The 17,403-nt window shown below is 41.8% G+C and carries 14 protein-coding genes; 3 read left to right on the top strand and 11 right to left on the bottom strand.

What is annotated here, in order from left to right; all coding sequences use genetic code 11:
- Positions 1 to 233: 233 nt before the first annotated feature.
- From WKK05_RS02000 to WKK05_RS01980, 5 genes are all read right to left on the bottom strand, one after another.
- Positions 234 to 986 (bottom strand): alpha/beta hydrolase, encoded by a 753-nt coding sequence (locus WKK05_RS02000; RefSeq protein WP_341528146.1) that lies wholly within the window; start codon positions 984 to 986, stop codon positions 234 to 236.
- 125 nt (positions 987 to 1,111) lie between these two features.
- Positions 1,112 to 1,624, bottom strand: a complete 513-nt coding sequence (gene fldA, locus WKK05_RS01995) for a flavodoxin FldA (protein ID WP_341528145.1) — start codon at positions 1,622 to 1,624, stop codon at positions 1,112 to 1,114.
- A 718-nt stretch (positions 1,625 to 2,342) separates the two neighbouring features.
- Entirely contained in the window at positions 2,343 to 4,724 is a 2,382-nt protein-coding gene (locus tag WKK05_RS01990) for a phosphoketolase family protein (protein ID WP_341528144.1), read from the bottom strand.
- A 181-nt stretch (positions 4,725 to 4,905) separates the two neighbouring features.
- The gene (gene rimM / locus WKK05_RS01985) at positions 4,906 to 5,493 is read right to left on the bottom strand and encodes a ribosome maturation factor RimM (RefSeq protein WP_341528143.1); all 588 of its coding nucleotides are present in this window, start codon (positions 5,491 to 5,493) and stop codon (positions 4,906 to 4,908) included.
- 56 nt (positions 5,494 to 5,549) lie between these two features.
- The gene (locus tag WKK05_RS01980) at positions 5,550 to 6,833 is read right to left on the bottom strand and encodes a valine--pyruvate transaminase (protein ID WP_341528142.1); all 1,284 of its coding nucleotides are present in this window, start codon (positions 6,831 to 6,833) and stop codon (positions 5,550 to 5,552) included.
- A 438-nt stretch (positions 6,834 to 7,271) separates the two neighbouring features.
- Here WKK05_RS01980 and WKK05_RS01975 point away from each other — a divergent pair, with 438 nt between their 5' ends.
- The 3 genes from WKK05_RS01975 to fghA all read left to right on the top strand — a co-directional run bounded on the left by WKK05_RS01975 (position 7,272) and on the right by fghA (position 9,526).
- Positions 7,272 to 8,381, top strand: a complete 1,110-nt coding sequence (locus WKK05_RS01975; RefSeq protein WP_341528141.1) for an S-(hydroxymethyl)glutathione dehydrogenase/class III alcohol dehydrogenase — start codon at positions 7,272 to 7,274, stop codon at positions 8,379 to 8,381.
- A 158-nt stretch (positions 8,382 to 8,539) separates the two neighbouring features.
- The gene (locus WKK05_RS01970; RefSeq protein WP_341528140.1) at positions 8,540 to 8,683 is read left to right on the top strand and encodes a hypothetical protein; all 144 of its coding nucleotides are present in this window, start codon (positions 8,540 to 8,542) and stop codon (positions 8,681 to 8,683) included.
- Positions 8,684 to 9,526, top strand: coding sequence for an S-formylglutathione hydrolase (gene fghA / locus WKK05_RS01965; protein ID WP_341528139.1), 843 nt, complete (start codon positions 8,684 to 8,686; stop codon positions 9,524 to 9,526).
- A 73-nt stretch (positions 9,527 to 9,599) separates the two neighbouring features.
- Here fghA and WKK05_RS01960 read toward each other — a convergent pair whose 3' ends face one another.
- From WKK05_RS01960 to uxaC, 6 genes are all read right to left on the bottom strand, one after another.
- Complete coding sequence (locus WKK05_RS01960) at positions 9,600 to 9,923, bottom strand: hypothetical protein (RefSeq protein ID WP_341528138.1); 324 nt, start codon at positions 9,921 to 9,923, stop codon at positions 9,600 to 9,602.
- Positions 9,904 to 11,049, bottom strand: a complete 1,146-nt coding sequence (locus tag WKK05_RS01955) for a hypothetical protein (protein ID WP_341528137.1) — start codon at positions 11,047 to 11,049, stop codon at positions 9,904 to 9,906. The genes WKK05_RS01960 and WKK05_RS01955 overlap by 20 nt, the downstream gene beginning before the upstream one ends.
- 642 nt (positions 11,050 to 11,691) lie before the next feature.
- A complete protein-coding gene (locus WKK05_RS01950) occupies positions 11,692 to 13,449 on the bottom strand; it encodes an iron uptake porin (protein ID WP_341528136.1) in 1,758 nt (585 codons plus the stop codon).
- 307 nt (positions 13,450 to 13,756) lie between these two features.
- Positions 13,757 to 15,013, bottom strand: a complete 1,257-nt coding sequence (locus WKK05_RS01945; RefSeq protein WP_341528135.1) for a lactate racemase domain-containing protein — start codon at positions 15,011 to 15,013, stop codon at positions 13,757 to 13,759.
- A 2-nt stretch (positions 15,014 to 15,015) separates the two neighbouring features.
- Entirely contained in the window at positions 15,016 to 15,864 is an 849-nt protein-coding gene (locus tag WKK05_RS01940; RefSeq protein WP_341528134.1) for an SDR family oxidoreductase, read from the bottom strand.
- Between the two features lie 113 nt (positions 15,865 to 15,977).
- A complete protein-coding gene (gene uxaC / locus WKK05_RS01935) occupies positions 15,978 to 17,399 on the bottom strand; it encodes a glucuronate isomerase (RefSeq protein ID WP_341528133.1) in 1,422 nt (473 codons plus the stop codon).
- Between the last annotated feature and the right edge of the window lie 4 nt (positions 17,400 to 17,403).

The raw sequence follows: 17,403 nt of genomic DNA, 5'->3' as shown, positions 1-17,403 counted from the left end.
TAGGATGTACCTCATAGCTGCCGGAAGTGCTGTAACTACAAAGTAAGAATAAAATTATTACAGGGTATATTAGGCATATATTTTGATATGATTTTTTACAAGAAATATGGCATGAGCGCCCAACCCCATTTTATCTAGCGGTGCGTTAGGCTAAAGCCGTAACACACCCTACTTAACTACTTGTCACGCTACTACTTAAGATTTACTTGATAAATACTATCAAAATACGATTACTAAACAATAGAAGTATTGGAAGAAAGCACAGATACTGTCTGCAACTGCGGATGTTGGCGTTGCCAAAAATTCAAAATTTGTTCACCCACATCTTGAGGGTAAAAATAGTGAAAAAAATGATATCCTTTTGCACATTCCCAAAGACTATCTTCTGGCTTAAACCAATTCAGCCAATCATTTAATGCACATTGGTCAACTATCGGATCATTCTTACTACCACATACCATCATTGGCATAGAAACCCCACCCTTGGGTAAATGAACCAACTTGAACAGAGAGTGTTGTGAGGGAGATTGTTCTAAATCTTTATCTAAGGCAGCTACTAACTTCTTAGCAGTGTGAGGTGGTTGATTTCCAAAGAGACTGCGAACGCTATTTGCTAAAACTTGTTCACGGCTGAGGCTAAAAAGTTGCCGTTGAAAGTAATAGTGAGCGTCCCAAGTATTTGCAGGTTGAGCTGCCACAGCCAGTAAAGTTAGCGATCGCACTTTTTGAGGATATTTACGGGCAAATGTTAGGGCGATCGTCCCACCCATGCCATGACCAGCTAAATGTACTGAGTCAGGATAAGTTTCTAAAAATTCATGCAGTAACTCCACAGCTTGATCTATACAGCTAGCTTCATCTTTGGTTTGGTAATATTCCCACTCAGCAACTCTTATCTGCCCAGATAAATATTCAAGTAATGGTTTATTAAAACGCTTTAAACTTGGGCTGGCATTTAACCAAAGAACATCAAATGATTCATTCATAAATAGTTATCATACCTCTAAATTTTGTTTATCAATTTTAGATTAAGAGTTATAAATTGAACAGGTTCTTGTCAATTCAATTTCACTTAATAAAGGCATGGTAGTATCATGCCCTGATAAACTCTTTACAAGCCAAATTCTTTCTTTAACTGAGTAACCCACGCTTTAATTCGCTTGTCTGTTAGATCAGATTGGCTACCTTCATCAAGTGCTAGACCGACAAACTTTCCATTTTTTAAAGCTCTAGATTGCTCAAATTCATAGCCATCTGTTGGCCAATACCCAACAGTTTTACCACCTCGTTGGGAAATTTTTTCTTCCAAAATTCCTATTGCATCCTGGAAGTTATCACTATAGCCATATTGATCACCATCACCAAAATAGGCTACTAGCTTACCGTTAAAATCTATTTCATCTAGATCGGGGTAAAAGTTTTCCCAATCGCTCTGAAGTTGACCAATGTCCCAAGTGGGAGACCCAACAATCAGTAATTCATACTCATCAAAATCGGTAGTTTCCGCTTCGTAAATGGGATGTAATGTCACAACATCACCACCAAATTCATCTCGAATTTTTTCAGCAATAGTTTCAGTTTTGCCAGTTTGAGTTCCATAGAATAAACCAATTTTTTTTGACATTTTGACACCTGGTAAATAGTTTGCGATTAGTAAAACTTATGCAAAAATGGCTATTTTTCTGGCGTTGCTGAATTTGAGTATGAAAGTCAAAAATTCAATCTCTCAAACTCTTATTCTCTGTGCCTCTGCGTGATATAAATTCATACCTTTACTCAGCAATGCCATTTTTCTGGATATAACCTTGGCGCAAGTACCCACAATTGAGAAAAGTTATATTGATATTTAAACAAATTAAGCAATGTTGTCGCAGATGTCTACGCAACAACTAAACTGCATGAGCAACGTGAATACGCAAAGTTAGCCTTTAAAGGTCAGTTAACTGGGTGTTTTTTGACCATTAAGCAAGTGATACCAGAGTCTAAACAGCCATGCTTGCATGATATTAACCGAGAATATTTTTGAAAAGCTTAAAGTATATTAGCAGCTTAATGAGGATTTATGTCAATAAGCTTTGAAAAATACTATCAGGATTATTAGAGCTTCTCAGGAATTTTCTCTGTGTTTTTGTGTGCTGGCTTATTTTAGTACAGTGTTTTTCGCATTCGTAGTGTTTTTAAACACAAAGGCGCAGAAAAAAGGGGCTGGGTATGGGGTATCGGGGAGATTTTGATTTTAGTAAGGAATTGAACCCGCCACTAAAATCCTAAATCCGGGAAAAGCTCACTATGCTTGCATATTCCCATTCCCCAATCCCCAGTCTCCAGTTCCTAGCCCTGCTTTAATACGGCCACTTCCAATCACGGATTTCTGGCATATCCTCGCCGTACTCCTCAATGTAGTGCTTGTGTTCAATCAGCTTATCTTGGAGGTGCTGCTTGACATAAGCTGCTCTATACCCTAATTTCGGTACACGATCAATTACGTCCATGACAAGGTGGAAACGATCCAGATCGTTGAGGACAACCATATCAAAGGGGGTGGTAGTGGTTCCTTCCTCTTTGTAACCGCGGACATGGAGGTTATCGTGGTTGGTGTGGCGATAAGTTAGACGATGAATTAGCCAGGGATAGCCATGAAAAGCGAAGATGATCGGTTTATCAGTAGTGAAAATCGTGTCGAAGTCTTTCGTGCTTAAACCGTGGGGATGCTCGCTTTTTGGCTGTAATGTCATCAAATCGACTACATTAACTACCCGCACCTTTAATTCTGGAAAGTTTTGGCGCAGAATGTCGACAGCAGCTAAGGTTTCTAAAGTTGGAACATCCCCAGCACAAGCCATTACCACATCTGGTTCGCTATCTTGGTCATTGCTTGCCCATTCCCAAATACCAACACCTTTGGTGCAATGCTTAATAGCAGCATCTATATCTAAGTATTGCAATGCTGGTTGCTTGCCTGCAACGATGACGTTGACATAGTTGCGACTTCTCAGGCAATGATCAGTCACCGATAGCAGAGTGTTGGCATCGGGAGGCAGATATACTCGAATAATCTCAGCTTTCTTGTTGATTACATGGTCGATAAAACCAGGGTCTTGGTGAGAGAAACCGTTATGGTCTTGTCGCCAAACGTGCGAAGTAAGCAAGTAATTAAGGGAAGCAATTGGTCTACGCCAGGGAATGTGTCGGGTAGTTTTCAACCATTTGGCGTGCTGGTTCAACATGGAGTCTATTATGTGGATGAAGGCTTCATAACATGAAAAGAAACCATGACGACCTGTGAGAAGATAGCCTTCCAACCATCCTTGGCAAGAAGTTTCGCTAAGGATTTCCATCACCCGACCATTGGGGGATAAGTGTTCGTCTTCTGGGAGAATCTCGGCAACCCAAGTCCGGTCTGTGACTTCAAAGATGGCATCCAAACGATTTGATTGGGTTTCGTCGGGGCCGAAGACGCGGAAGTTGCGGCTTTCTAGGTTCAGTTTCATCACATCCCGCAGAAATTTACCTGTCACCCTAGTAGCTTCGGCTTCAACTTTTCCAGGTTGGGATACGTCTACGGCATACTCTCTAAAGTCGGGTATTCTCAGGTCGCGCAACAAAATACCGCCGTTGGCGTGGGGATTGTCACCCATGCGTCGATATCCCTTGGGAGCGAGTTCTGCTAGTTCAGGAATCAGCTTACCGTTGGTATCGAAGAGTTCTTCTGGTTTGTAACTCTTCATCCACTCTTCTAAGAGTTTTATATGTTCTGGCTTTTTAGAGAGTTCGCCAAAAGGAACTTGATGCGATCGCCAATAACCTTCAGTTTTTTTCCCATCCACTTCTTTGGGGCCTGTCCAACCTTTGGGGGTTCTTAGGACAATCATTGGCCACTGGGGACGTTTACTGAAGCCATGCACACGAGCTTCTCTCTGGATATTTTGAATTTCGGAAATAATTGTGTCTAAAGTTGCCGCCATCTGCTGGTGGACATCTGTGGGTTCAGAGCCTTCAACAAAGTAAGGTTTGTAACCATAACCCACAAATAAGCTTTCTAATTCATCTTGGCTTAAGCGTGACAGTAATGTTGGATTGGCAATTTTATAACCATTGAGGTGCAAAATCGGAAGTACCGCACCATCACGTTCTGGGTTGAGAAACTTATTGGAGTGCCAACTGGCAGCTAAAGCGCCTGTTTCAGCTTCGCCATCACCGACAACAGCAGCCACAATCAAATCAGGGTTATCGAAAGCAGCACCGTAAGCATGGACGAGAGCATAACCCAGTTCACCACCTTCATGGATAGAACCGGGGGTTTCTGGTGCAGCGTGGCTGGGAATACCACCAGGGAAAGAGAACTGTTTGAAGAGTCTCTGAATTCCCTCTTCATCTTGGGAGATATTGGGGTAGTACTCGCTATATGTGCCTTCGAGATATGTGTTGGCTACTAATCCAGGGCCGCCATGACCAGGCCCGGCAATGTAGATGGTATTCAGGTCATACTTTTTGATCACCCGATTCAGGTGAACGTAGATAAAGTTCAAACCTGGTGTTGTTCCCCAGTGACCCAAGAGCCTGGGTTTGACGTGTTCCAGCTTTAGCGGTTCTTTTAGCAGTGGGTTGTCGAGGAGATATATTTGCCCAACTGAAAGATAATTAGCTGCACGCCAGTAGGCGTTGATCTTGTACAAATCCTCATCTGTTAAAGGCTTTATTTGTGGAGGACTGGCTAAAGTCATGTCAAACTCCGTTACAAAAGGATTTTGATGAGTTCATCAGTATGCCAGTTTACTATTTTGGGCCATGAGAGTCATCTTACTCTTGACAAGTTTTTGCAGTTCAAAATTCAAAATAAAAATCCCCAAAAATATTTTGAATTTTTCTTACACCTGCCGATTTTGAGCGACTGTTAACTAATCATTAAATTTCTAATAACCCAGGTGGCGGAGTAATTTCAATGCGACCAGATTGTAAGTCTACTACTGGCGCGATCGCTTTCACAAAAGGAATCAAAACAGTCTTTTTTGGCTTTTCCTTTGTCGTTTGTGTTTGTTCCTTGTCAGTAGCAAACAAGGGGTCAAACTCCACTTCTAATAAATCATTCCCTGCGGCGATGACATCTACCACCGTGCCAACTAGTTCGCCAGATGTTTGCATGAAAACTGATAAACCAACCAAATCGAGTACATGATATTCATCTTCGCCTAATTCGGGGCGATCGCTAGCTGGAACCATTAATTTACAACCGCGCAACGCCTCAGCTTGCTCGCGAGTTTCTACACCAGCTAATTTCAGGATATACAAGTTTTTCCCATCCATGTAACGTCCTGAAAGTAATTCTATTGGCTGCGGTTGTGTTTCACCAGCACGCAATAACCAGCGTTTTCCTGGAACCTCAAATCGTTCAGGGAAGTCCGAGTCAGGATAAACTCGCACCTCCCCAGATAAGCCTTGAGGGGAAACAATTTTACCAATTTCTAGCCATTCATCTAATTTGTCATTTGTCATTGGTCAGTAGTATATTCTCTTTCTGCTCCCCTGCTCCCTGCTCCCCTGCCCTCTAACTAGGCACTCACAGCCGCACGTTGATAAGCTTGTTCAGCTACTTTTGCTAAGCGCTGCATCCCTGTGGCAATTTCTTCATCGCTACCTGTGAGGCTGATGCGGAAGCATTGGTGTTTGTGTGGCCACTCTTCCTCTAAACCAGGAAAGAAAGTACTTCCAGGTACGATAATCACACCCACTTGCTTGAGTTCCTGATAAAATTCCCAGTCAGTGATGGGTAGATCCTCTAACCATAACCAAGCAAAAATAGCTCCTTCACCGCGATGGAGGAACCAAGGTAGATTCTTCGGCATTGCTTGTTCTAAGCTGGTTTCTAAAACAGTAAACTTATTTTGGTAGAAGGGACGGATGACTGTTTCAGAAATATCTACTAATCTACCAGAATTGATTGCATGGGCTGCGATCGCTTGTCCATAACGTGAAGAATGCAGACTCGCGTTTGCTTGGAAACACTCTAGTACTTCAATCCACTTTTCATCCCCAATCGCAATCCCAATCCTTTCTCCTGGTAATCCTGCTTTCGATAAACTCATGCAGTGCAGGATATTACTGCCAAACACTGGTGTCATTTCAGTAAAGTTCAATGCCGGGAAAGGAGGTGCGTAAGCTGAGTCAATTAATACTGGCACATCATAAGATGCAGCAAGGGCGGTAATTTTTTTGACTTCATCGTCGCTAAGGACGTTGCCTGTGGGGTTACAAGGGCGAGAAAAGATGACGCAACCAGTATTTTCGGAAATCGACAACTGACTGAAGTCAGGACGATATTTAAAGCGGTGGGCAGCTGCATCAATATCTAGAGTTGGTTTGTAGGCGATTAAAGCTTTTGGAACTAAGCAAATGCCACCGTAACCTGTGTAATCAGGACTTAGAGGTAAAACGATTTGTTTTAAATCGCCGTTGGGAGTGTAACCACCGAATGTATTGGCAGCGTAAAAGTAGAGAGTTTGACTGCCGGGGGTAATAAATATATTACGCTCAGTTAAATTTAACCCGTAGCGTTTGTTAAAGTCGTTAGCGATCGCTTCAATTAATGGCGCATAACCTTGACTTGAACCGTAGCGACAAACTACCTCTCCATATTCTGAGCTAGCCAAAAGTTGAGCAGTACAATCTCGCCACAACTGCTCGACTTCTGGCAAAATCAATGGGTTACCAGCACTCAAATTAATAAACTGCTGCCCCGTACCAGCTCGTAATGTTTCAATAATGTCCTTCATAATCGCTCTTACACCAGTCAGGTTGGACATTTGAGCGCCAATTTGAGTCAGGGCAGGGTTCATAGGCTGTAACAAATTGTATTAATAAAGAAATAGACAAACTATTTGGGGTTGCTGCTGGCAAATTGTTTACGTACTTGCCAAAAAGCTGTTGCCGCCTTTAATCAATCTAACTAGAGAATGTCATTTTAACAAAGCAAGACTATCGTTAGAGCGGTTCTTATACTGAGAAAATTTGTGAAGATGAAAGGAGGTAGGGGAGCAAGGGGCAGGGGAACGGAGTTCTGAGCTTGATTTACGAGGTTCAAAAGCTCATTAATGGAGTTCCGAGCTTGATTCACGAGGTTCAAAAGCTCAATAATGGAGTTCCGGGCTTGATTTACGAGGCTCAAACACCAATTGTTGCATTCCAAAATATATCTCCTCTGCTCCTTTGCCCCCTGCCCCCTATTCCCCATTTCATGCTATTTCTAAAGCAACTGTATTACAGGAGGGCTGACGTTGGAAGTTAAAGCAGCAGTAGCTTACGGCGCGGGTAAGCCGTTGACGATTGAAACTGTTCACCTATCGGAACCACAAGCCGGAGAAGTGTTGGTAGAAATTAAAGCTAGCGGCGTTTGCCATACCGATGCTTATACTCTTTCTGGTAACGATCCCGAAGGTTTGTTTCCGGCAATTTTGGGACATGAAGGCGCTGGTGTTGTGGTGGAGGTGGGCGCTGGTGTCACCAGTGTTAAACCAGGGGATCATGTAATTCCTCTATATACTCCAGAATGCCGCCAATGCGAATATTGTCTGAGCTTCAAAACTAATCTCTGTCAAGCCATTCGTCAGACTCAAGGACGCGGTGTTATGCCTGATGGCACTAGTCGCTTTAGTATTGATGGGCAGATGATTCATCACTATATGGGTACATCTACCTTTTCTAACTATACGGTGCTGCCAGAAATCGCCGTGGCCAAAATTCGGGAAGATGCCCCGTTTGATAAGGTTTGTTACATTGGCTGTGGCGTAACCACAGGTATTGGTGCAGTCATCCACACAGCTAAGGTGGAACCAGGAGCAAATGTTGTGGTTTTCGGCTTAGGCGGTATTGGCTTGAATGTCATCCAAGGAGCGCGGATGGTGGGAGCCAATATGATTGTGGGAGTGGATCTTAATCCCAGCAAACGTGCTTTGGCAGAAAAGTTTGGCATGACGCATTTTGTCAATCCCCAAGAAGTAGAGGGCGATTTAGTCTCTTATTTGGTTGATTTAACTAAAGGCGGTGCTGATTACAGTTTTGAATGTATTGGTAATGTCAAAGTTATGCGTCAAGCATTAGAATGCTGCCATAAAGGTTGGGGCGTCAGCGTGATTATTGGTGTTGCTGGTGCTGGGCAAGAAATCAGTACTCGTCCTTTTCAACTAGTGACTGGGCGCGTTTGGAAAGGTTCGGCTTTTGGTGGCGCTAGGGGGCGTACAGATGTGCCGAAAATAGTCGATTGGTATATGGAAGGTAAGATAAATATCGACGATTTGATTACTCATGTAATGCCGCTTGAGCAAATTAATGATGCTTTTGAATTGATGCACAAAGGCGAATCAATTCGGAGTGTGGTGACTTTTTAATTGTTAGATTCTAATTAGGGTGGGTAATACCCACCTTGATGAAAAATCAGCCCGCTGCAAAAGCCTTGTTAGGCTTTGTATATATTTTATTTCTAATCCAGTTAAATTTCTGCTTTGACCGCTTTATCTAAACGATTAGTTTCACCACAAGGCGGAGTTTGCAACATAACCGACTTTGGTCTTCGTCCCATGTACAAGCCCTTGTTAGACTTCACAGCAACAACGAATGTTTTACCCTAGAAGAAATTATGAGCGATCGCTTTTATCCAAGTGAAGCAGCAACAGATGATTTAATAGAATAAATGAATAATCCTAAACTAATTTCAGAATTTAAAAGCTTTGGTGGCAAACTCGGCTTTTACTCTCATCCCTCCTCAACTTGCAATGGAGAAATGCGCTTTGCTGTCTATCAACCTCCACAAGCTACTCAAAAACCTGTACCAGTGCTTTATTTTCTCTCCGGTTTAACTTGCACCGAAGAGAATTTTATGGCGAAAGCAGGAGCGCAACGCTATGCGGCTGAGTACGGTTTGATGTTAGTTGCACCAGATACTAGCCCGCGTCATACTGGGATTTCAGGTGAAGATGATGATTGGGATTTTGGCACAGGTGCGGGCTTTTATGTTGATGCAATAGAAGAACCGTGGCGTCAACACTACCAAATGTATAGTTATGTCGTCGATGAATTACCCACTTTAATGACTGCACACTTCCCAGCGCTAGCTGATAAACAAGGTATTTTTGGTCATTCAATGGGGGGACATGGGGCGCTAGTATGTGCAATGAAAAATCCCAACTTATATAAATCAGTTTCAGCTTTTGCACCTATCACTGCACCTATACGTTGTCCTTGGGGTGAAAAGGCTTTCAGCCGTTATCTTGGTAGCAACAAAGAAACTTGGCGTGCTTATGATGCTAGCGAATTGGTTAGGCAAGTAGGATATCACAGTCCAATTCTGATTGATCAAGGCACTGCTGATAAATTTTTAGCCGAACAATTGTTACCAGAAGTATTTGAGCAGGCTTGTGCAGCAGTGAACCAGCCCCTAAACTTGCGTTACCAAGAAGGCTATGACCACAGTTATTATTTTATCGCCAGTTTTATAGAAGACCACATTCGGCATCATGCGATCGCTCTAAGATGAACCAAAAAAGCAGCCATAAGTTAGAGGCGATTAAAGTACATCTGGTAGATAAGTAAATGCTTAGTTTTATCAGTCAAACAGCTAATCCAATAATGATATCTAGAATGGCTACCACATTGGTTATATCTTCAACAGTCTCAGAAAATTTATTGAGAGATTCTTGCTTATCTTGTAGTCGTTGATTAATCGATTTTAGTTTAGTATTTGCTTCAATAACTTTAGAGTCAGCGGCTTGAGAAATCTCCTTGCTAATCAGGTTCTTTAAGCATTCTCGTAGTTTGACTCCTTGATAAAGCCACTTATCACGCTGCTCAAGAGTAAATGTGGCATTATCACGAGAATGAGCAAAACATATCTCAACATTGTCTGCTAAGGATTTAATTTCCAGTTTTGTCATTTCCATTTCCTCTTTGAATTTGTGCTAATTGAATAACTGCTTCTTTAAGTTCTTCGGCATCATCTTGAAATTTTTCTAACCAAGCCCTTAGTTCTGACAAGTCTTTCAGAGATCCATCTGATTTAGCTAATTTAACAAGTGAAGCGTGTGCATTTTTAAGACCGTTGGGAATCTCAGACGGTTTATTAATAACAGCCAAATCATAAGCTTGTTTGGAATCGAAGATTTTTTCGAGAATATCTTCACGTTCATTTTGGCTAAACTCTAGCCGATTCCGATTGTAGTAATTTATGAGAATGGAGTAGCGTTCATTCGCTCCTGTTGTCACTATTGGCAAAGCATAGGCATCGAGATCCTCAGCAACTGCGGTTAAGACTGTCTCAACAGGCTTTTCAGCTTCTATGATTGACTTGCGAATTTCACTCCATTGAGCTTCTTGTATAGCTATTTTCCCTAGAACACCGATGATAGAACCAATTGGGCCAAGATATCTCTTTGAGATAGTTGAGTCTGGTATATTATCAGCTTTTCCTTGAAGTGCTACAAATTTCTTTTCCAGAGCAACAAGACGAAATTGAAGTGTTTTTATACTTCCTTGAAATCTTTCGGCAGGATTATCTCCAGCAAGAGCTGAGAGAGACTCACTGTAATCTGCCAGTTCTTTCAACAGACTAACTCTTGCTTGTATGCTTTCTGTAGGGATTGGGAGTTGTTTAAGAGGTGAAACAAAGAAATCTTTTCGATCGCCTGGAGGTTTAAAGTCAGGATCTAAACACTTATAGTTGATAAAGTCACCAACTTCGCAATTGGGATTCAGTTCAATAATCAGCGAGTAGAGTTGAAGTTCCTGCTCATTGAGGCTAGTGTAGTAAGCAGCGATCGCTTCTGTTCCTACTTGAACAGAATCATCAAATTCAGTAATTTCTTTCAACAAGGCTTCGCGGTTGCCACAACCTGTTGATAAAATTAGCAGTGTAAAAACTGCTCCACCCATTCTAATGATACTAGGCAATCGGATTCCTCGTTGCTTACGATTTATGCTTCGAGCAAAATCCTTTTCTTTGCAAGTTCTCAATGATTTAAGTGCTTGCAGTCCCAGCATTGTTTCTGATTCAGGTGTCTTCATTTTGCCTCTATTCACCAAAAGTTAATGTTGAACCCCAACACTGTTAACTGCGGCTGTGCAGTCAACAGTGTTGTCAGTTTCAACGAGTGTTATTATGGCTAGCAAATATTTTAGTTCTATCACTAGCCAGAACAACTATTTATTAGACAGAATTTTTTTGGCTATTCACTTTAGGAGTGAGGCTAAATCAGAGTTGTAAGCTTTGAGTTTTATAATAGACATAATTTTTTTAGATAATATCCATCTCTGGTTAATATACAGAGAAATTCTATATATTTATGCAAGACTTACGCAACTGGCACACATATCTTCTGGCATGAGAGTCAACAGTCAAGGTTTTTTGGACTAGCTCTTTCAAGGTGATACCATTTCACTTTAATAATGATAGAAATACGTTGGTAGGGACACGGTAATGCCGTGTCCCTACGAGAAATCTATATGTATCAGGATTTTTGTGAATTGGTATGACTCGTAAAATAAGATTGTTTTTTCTCAGCGCTCTCTGTGCCTCTGCGGTTTAAAAGTCATTTATTTAACCACAGAAGCGCAGAAAACACAGAGGCAAGAAATTAAAAGGGGATTTTTTGAGCCGTATTTTTACCCACCTTTAATTTCACTCCACTTTTGACAAAGTTGCACTAACTAAAATCTGAAGACACTTCTGACTACACCAGTAACAATGTCATCGTTGTTTTCATCATGATTTGGAGCAGTTAGCCAGATTACGCCAGGAGTAATCTGAATATTGTCTGTTAGCTGATATCTGTAGAAAGCCTCCAGATGCAGTGAGGTGTATTGATCTGCTCTACCACCATTCACACTACTAGAAATGTTCGTTACCTTGGGTTCCATTCCCACCAAGATGCCTCCTAAATTTCCTTCTTTACCCAAATCAGGAAAAGCTAGTGTAACTGCCCAGTTCCAAACATCAGCATCTCCCCTACTGATATAACGCTGATTAGCATATCCCACCCAGCCACCTATGGCAAAATTGGGGCTGAGTTGGAAGGTTCCTGATAAACCGTAAGCATTTATAGCAACTGGTCTGCCAAAGTTGGTATTTGACAGATTACTGCCGGAGCTAGTCCCAAAGGGTATGAAGTCAGGATTTAAAGCAGGGTCTAAACCTTCTCCACTGGTGAAGTAAGAAGGACTATAGCTATTGATGTAAGTTAGACCAATTTTGCTGTTATCAGTAGGACTAATAATTACTTGAGCCATAGCTGCATAAACACCATCAAATAAACCATTCTTAGAGCTAGGTTTACCCGCATTGCTACCAGGAGTCAAATAGCCCAAATTTAGTTCGAGTTTGTCACTAAATAAATGTCTCAATCCCACTCCTGAACCACCACTGTAGTTATAGATTGGGTTGCGTAAAGCGAATAGCGATACTGCTCCGCCATCAAAGTAAGGGTTTAATTGAGCCGAAGCATCCAAGTCAACAAAACCATTACCTGTTCCAGCAAGGTAAAAATTTGTGTTGGGGCCAACAGGAAAGCGATACCGCAGTAGTCCAATTCCCAAGTTGTTACCGCTATCGCCGTCATATTCTAGCCGACCTTCATTAGTCAGCGTTGAGCCACTGTTTGTACTACCAAGGGGTGTGACGTTGCTAGCTTGTAAGCGGGTTGTTAAGAGGTCTTTGCCAGTGAAACTAGTATCTAAATTCAGCCGTGCGCGGTAAGCCAAGGTAGGAATTCTGTCAAATGCCTGACTGTTGGCGTTTTCTCCAGCTAGGACACTTGCTAAACCAACTACTATCTCAGCATTAAGTTTGGTAGTGGTAGAAAATTGGTTGGCTTCTAGTTTAGCTGTATTAACTTCTAGGGTATCCACACGACTACGTAACATAGCAAGTTCTTGGGCAAACTGCGATCGCAATTTTTGCACTGTAGCCAAATCTTCTTTTCTGACTAAATCAACAGTACCCGCTGCAATCAATTCATTGAGCCGATCTAAAGCAGCATTCAAACCAGCCGCAAATTCATAGCGAGTCAGCGCCCGATTACCTCGAAAGGTACTATCAGGATAACCAGCTATAACTCCATAACGCTCTACTAAAGACTGCAATGCTTGGAATGCCCAATCAGTAGGTTGCACATCTGATAAATTAGAAACGGAATTAACTTGGCTCATTCCCTGATTATTGACTGTGTTCTCTGACGCATCAGGGAAATTAGAAGAATTATCAGTTTGTGCTAAAAGCTGTTTAGTTAAAAGCCTTTGAGTGTTTGCATCAATTGCAGATTTAGAATCAACTAGTTGGGATGATTTAACTAATTCTGCATTTGTTTCATTAGTTCCATCAGCTTCTTGAGCTAATAACGTGTTAATCCCAATTAAATTGAATGTCAAGGTTAGCGTAATTAATTGGATTGTTCTATTTAAGTTTTTCATTTTATTAACCTTCTTGTATAAATATTTTTTTACCTCACGCAGAGACGTAGCGGAAAGTCTGAGCGGAGGTTTCCTCCGAACAGAACTTTCCAAGACAGAGGCGCAGAGAGAAAGTCTAAAATTAAGGCTTTTGTAAGAGTTATAAAAAGTAGCTAACAGTAACGAAAGTATGTAGTTTTTGTAATAGTTTTAGACTGCTAGCAATTTATTAAGTTAAGTGCAACTATTAGCTAAAATTTGAAGCACCATTAACAATAAAGTTTATTTAATTTGTCAAGGGGATGAAATCTGAAAGTAAACTTTATAACTATTTGAGACGGTATAATATCTCGCCAGCTTTTGGTACAAGCAAGATACCTTCATCTTCGCGGTTCGCCCATTCTGTTGGTTGAATGGTAGCTGGATCGCGATAATTCAAGTTATGAGCCGCACAGAGATCGCGGGAAATACCAGTAGCTAAAGTGACACGAATTCGCGCTTTTTCCCCATTTAAAAAATCAAAAGTACCCATACCTTTCAAGTGAGTACTATGGGCTAGCACTCCAGCTGGATAAGTTTGAAATCTGTCCCACTGTTTGAGGAAGTAATCCCGCACATGATAGCCAATTTGGGCTAAGATTTCGCCATGTGTATAGCTAAACTCAGTAATGTGAGGAGCATAGATAATTACCTCACCTCCATCAGCTACTACTGGCTCTAGCTTATACATCCCTTTAGCCGCCGTCCAAATGTCATCATACATTTGGGGCATTATGGAAAGCACTTGTTTAAAAGGCTGATTTACATATTTAATATGCAGTTTTGCCGATAATTTTGCAGCAGATTCCCAAGCTGAATCTGGTTGATCTATGTAAAGTCCAGCTAACTGATTTGTTCCCGGTGCAACTACCATTGCTAGGCAAAGCTTCGGGGTAGTAATTAGGCTAGCGGCTCGGTTTATTAAGCGCCGAACTGATGTTATTCCTAGTGTACCAATAATTTCGTAACAGGTGATCAAAGCGCCTAACCAATGTGATAAATTAATTACTTCTTGACCACTAATGCCGGGAAAAAAATATTTATTTCCACCAGAAAAACCTACAACTTCGTGGGGAAAAACTGGGCCGCAAACAATTATCAAGTCATATTCCGTTACAAGTTTATTAACACGCACTTCAACAGCTTGACGCAGCATTCCACTGCTGATATCTGCTATTTCATCTGCCGAAATCACTCCACAATAAATAAAGGTATCTGGTACATTCCAAAGGTGGTTAAAAATCCGAACATTTTTAAAAATTGTCTCTCGTTCCTCTGGTTTTACATCTACCAAATGATTGATTTGTTCCTCACTCATGGGATTGTGTGTACCCAAAGCGATTAAAAAATCCAATGCGGCAACTCTTTTGCCTAACTCGTGATGGAGCAATCGAAACATTTGAGGTATGGGAGCAGTGCGGGTTCCATCTGGAATTAACACTAGGATGCTCTGTCCATCTAATTTAGAGTCTGCCAAAGCTTCATGAACTAGTTCAGAAACTTGTTCATCTAAGAGTGTGCCGTTAGTTACAGCTAGTGAATACATGATTAAACTCCGCTGTAGATACTAAACCCACCGTCTACTGGCACAACTACGCCGTTGACGAAACTAGAACCAGAACTGCATAGCCAAATTAAAGTGCTGAGTAATTCTTCGGGTTCTCCGAAACGTCCGGCGGGGGTATGCTCAATAATTTTCTGGCCGCGATCGCTTAAATTTCCATCTCCATTTAGGAGTAAATCTCGATTTTGCTCGCCAATAAAAAAACCCGGTGCGATCGCATTTACTCGTAACCCAGTTCCATACTTTTGAGCAAGTTCTACAGCTAGCCAGCGAGTAAAGTTATCTATCCCGGCTTTCGCAGCCGAATAACCAACCACTCGACTAATGACACGGATAGCAGACATAGAAGAAATATTCACAATACAACCATGAGGCGGAGTATCCATTCCGGCCCTTTCTACCATCGCTTGACCAAAAACTTGGCAAGGTAATAGAGTACCCACCAGGTTTAGATTCACCACTTGCTCAAATGCCTCGTGTGGCAGATCAAAAATAGTTGCATCAGTAGTAATTGTGGCAGATGCAACATTTCCACCAGCGGCATTCACTAAAATATCTATCTGACCCCAACACTTTAAAATAGTACTTCTGGCTATTTCTAATTGGGTGCGATCGCTGACATCTGCCAATACAGCTATACTTTCTCCACCATTAGCAGTAATAGCAGTTACTACAGCGATCGCCCGGGCCTCATTGCGACCAAGAACAGCTACTCGCGCTCCAGCAAGGCCTAAACCTCGCGCCATTACCCCACCAAGCACACCAGACCCGCCTGTGACTATTGCTACCTGCCCTTCTAGGCTAAAAAGTTTATTTAAAATTGAGTCTGGCATCAAAGATTCCTTTGCTTATAGGATTTACTCTTATTCCTCTGTGTTCTCTGAGCCTCTGCGGTTTTATTCTTCATCTATTGTGATGATTTTTCAAATTGGTCTGACTTTCTAAATTACGAATTAAGTTTATAAGCCCTCTTAGCCAAGTCGTAAGCTAAAGCGCGAGCCATGCCGTAGCCCTCCTCTTCCTCAACTAACCCACGTAGAACCAATCCAGCTAACCAGTTACAAGCTACACGCCGCCAGACAGCGTGACGGGCGGGAATGGAAATGAAAGCACGGGTATCATCATTAAAGCCAGCAGTGTTATAAAGTCCGGCAGTTTCCATTACCTGATTGAAGTAACGTTCCATACCATTAACGCTATCGTTAAACCACCAGGGCGGCCCAAGCAGCACAGCAGGATAATGACCAGCTAGTGGAGCCAGTTCCCGGCTGTAAGTGCTTTCATCTAATCCAAAAAGAATTAAGTGGAAGTGTTTATTATTACCGTAGGCTGATAGCAACGGACGCAGATTTTGAGTCCACTCGATTTGCAGGGGAATATCAGCACCTTTATCAGATCCAAATTGCTCAAACAAAGTTGAATTGTGGTTACGCATAATACCACAATGCATTTGCATAACCAAACCATCTTCCACGCTCATCCGAGCCATTTCCATAAACAGATGACCAGTAAATTGCTCTGCATCACCTGGATTTAGCTTGGCAACTAATGCCCTTGCAAAAATAGCTTCTGCTTCCTGGTCAGAAAGAAGCATAGTATAAGGTGTAGCTGCACTCTGGTCGGTAGCTGTCGCACCCATTTTTTTAAAGAAAGCTCGACGTTCTGCCAAAACTTGCACAAAAGTAGCGTAACTGCTGATTTCTTGACCTACAGTACTTTCTAACTTGGCAAGATTTTCGCGCCAACCAGGAGTATCCAAATTAATTACGGCATCTGGTCGAAAAGTAGGTTTTATTTGAGTAAAACCTTCTTGATGAAGCGATTTATGGTTCTCAAGGTTATCACTAGCCGCATCGGTAGTACAAAGAACTTCAATATTAAAGCGTTTGAATAAAGCGCGAGGTGAGAATTCAGGTAAAGCCAATTGCTCTTCTAGGTAATCATATATATATCCAGCATTCGCAGAATTTAAAGACTCATCTACCCCAAAGACATTACTTAGTTCATCTTTCAGCCACAACCCGGAGGGAGTACCGCGAAATAGATAAAAATGCTCGGCGAAAAGCTGCCAGATTTTGCGGTGGTCAGTTTCGACAGGCGAACCATTGTTGGTAGGTATGCCCAAGGTTTGCAGAGATATGCCCCGACTATAGAGCATCCGCAAAATGTAGTGGTCAGGGATAATAAATAATTCTGTCGGAGAACCAAAACGGGCTGCTGGATTAGCTAATAATCCTGGGTCTACGTGACCGTGTGGACAAATTAGCGGTAGTGCAGATATGCTTTCAAAAAATTCATGGGCTAGTTGTCTTTGAACTGGTTCTGGGGAAAAGCAGCGATAAGATAAACTCCTTTTTTTAGTCAACATATTT

The organism is Nostoc sp. UHCC 0302 (assembly GCF_038096175.1).
Lineage (GTDB): Bacteria > Cyanobacteriota > Cyanobacteriia > Cyanobacteriales > Nostocaceae > UHCC-0302.
Note: the sequence above shows the minus strand (reverse complement) of the source record. Positions and strands in the feature narration are given on the sequence as shown.

What these genes read in the sequence shown, in the direction of transcription:
- WKK05_RS02000 (WP_341528146.1), bottom strand. Translation starts at nt 986, where the DNA reads ATGAATGAATCATTTGATGTTCTTTGGTTAAATGCCAGCCCAAGTTTA.
- fldA (WP_341528145.1), bottom strand. Translation starts at nt 1,624, where the DNA reads ATGTCAAAAAAAATTGGTTTATTCTATGGAACTCAAACTGGCAAAACT.
- WKK05_RS01990 (WP_341528144.1), bottom strand. Translation starts at nt 4,724, where the DNA reads ATGACTTTAGCCAGTCCTCCACAAATAAAGCCTTTAACAGATGAGGAT.
- rimM (WP_341528143.1), bottom strand. Translation starts at nt 5,493, where the DNA reads ATGACAAATGACAAATTAGATGAATGGCTAGAAATTGGTAAAATTGTT.
- WKK05_RS01980 (WP_341528142.1), bottom strand. Translation starts at nt 6,833, where the DNA reads ATGAACCCTGCCCTGACTCAAATTGGCGCTCAAATGTCCAACCTGACT.
- fghA (WP_341528139.1), top strand. Translation starts at nt 8,684, where the DNA reads ATGAATAATCCTAAACTAATTTCAGAATTTAAAAGCTTTGGTGGCAAA.
- WKK05_RS01960 (WP_341528138.1), bottom strand. Translation starts at nt 9,923, where the DNA reads ATGACAAAACTGGAAATTAAATCCTTAGCAGACAATGTTGAGATATGT.
- WKK05_RS01955 (WP_341528137.1), bottom strand. Translation starts at nt 11,049, where the DNA reads ATGAAGACACCTGAATCAGAAACAATGCTGGGACTGCAAGCACTTAAA.
- WKK05_RS01950 (WP_341528136.1), bottom strand. Translation starts at nt 13,449, where the DNA reads ATGAAAAACTTAAATAGAACAATCCAATTAATTACGCTAACCTTGACA.
- WKK05_RS01945 (WP_341528135.1), bottom strand. Translation starts at nt 15,013, where the DNA reads ATGTATTCACTAGCTGTAACTAACGGCACACTCTTAGATGAACAAGTT.
- WKK05_RS01940 (WP_341528134.1), bottom strand. Translation starts at nt 15,864, where the DNA reads ATGCCAGACTCAATTTTAAATAAACTTTTTAGCCTAGAAGGGCAGGTA.
- uxaC (WP_341528133.1), bottom strand. Translation starts at nt 17,399, where the DNA reads ATGTTGACTAAAAAAAGGAGTTTATCTTATCGCTGCTTTTCCCCAGAA.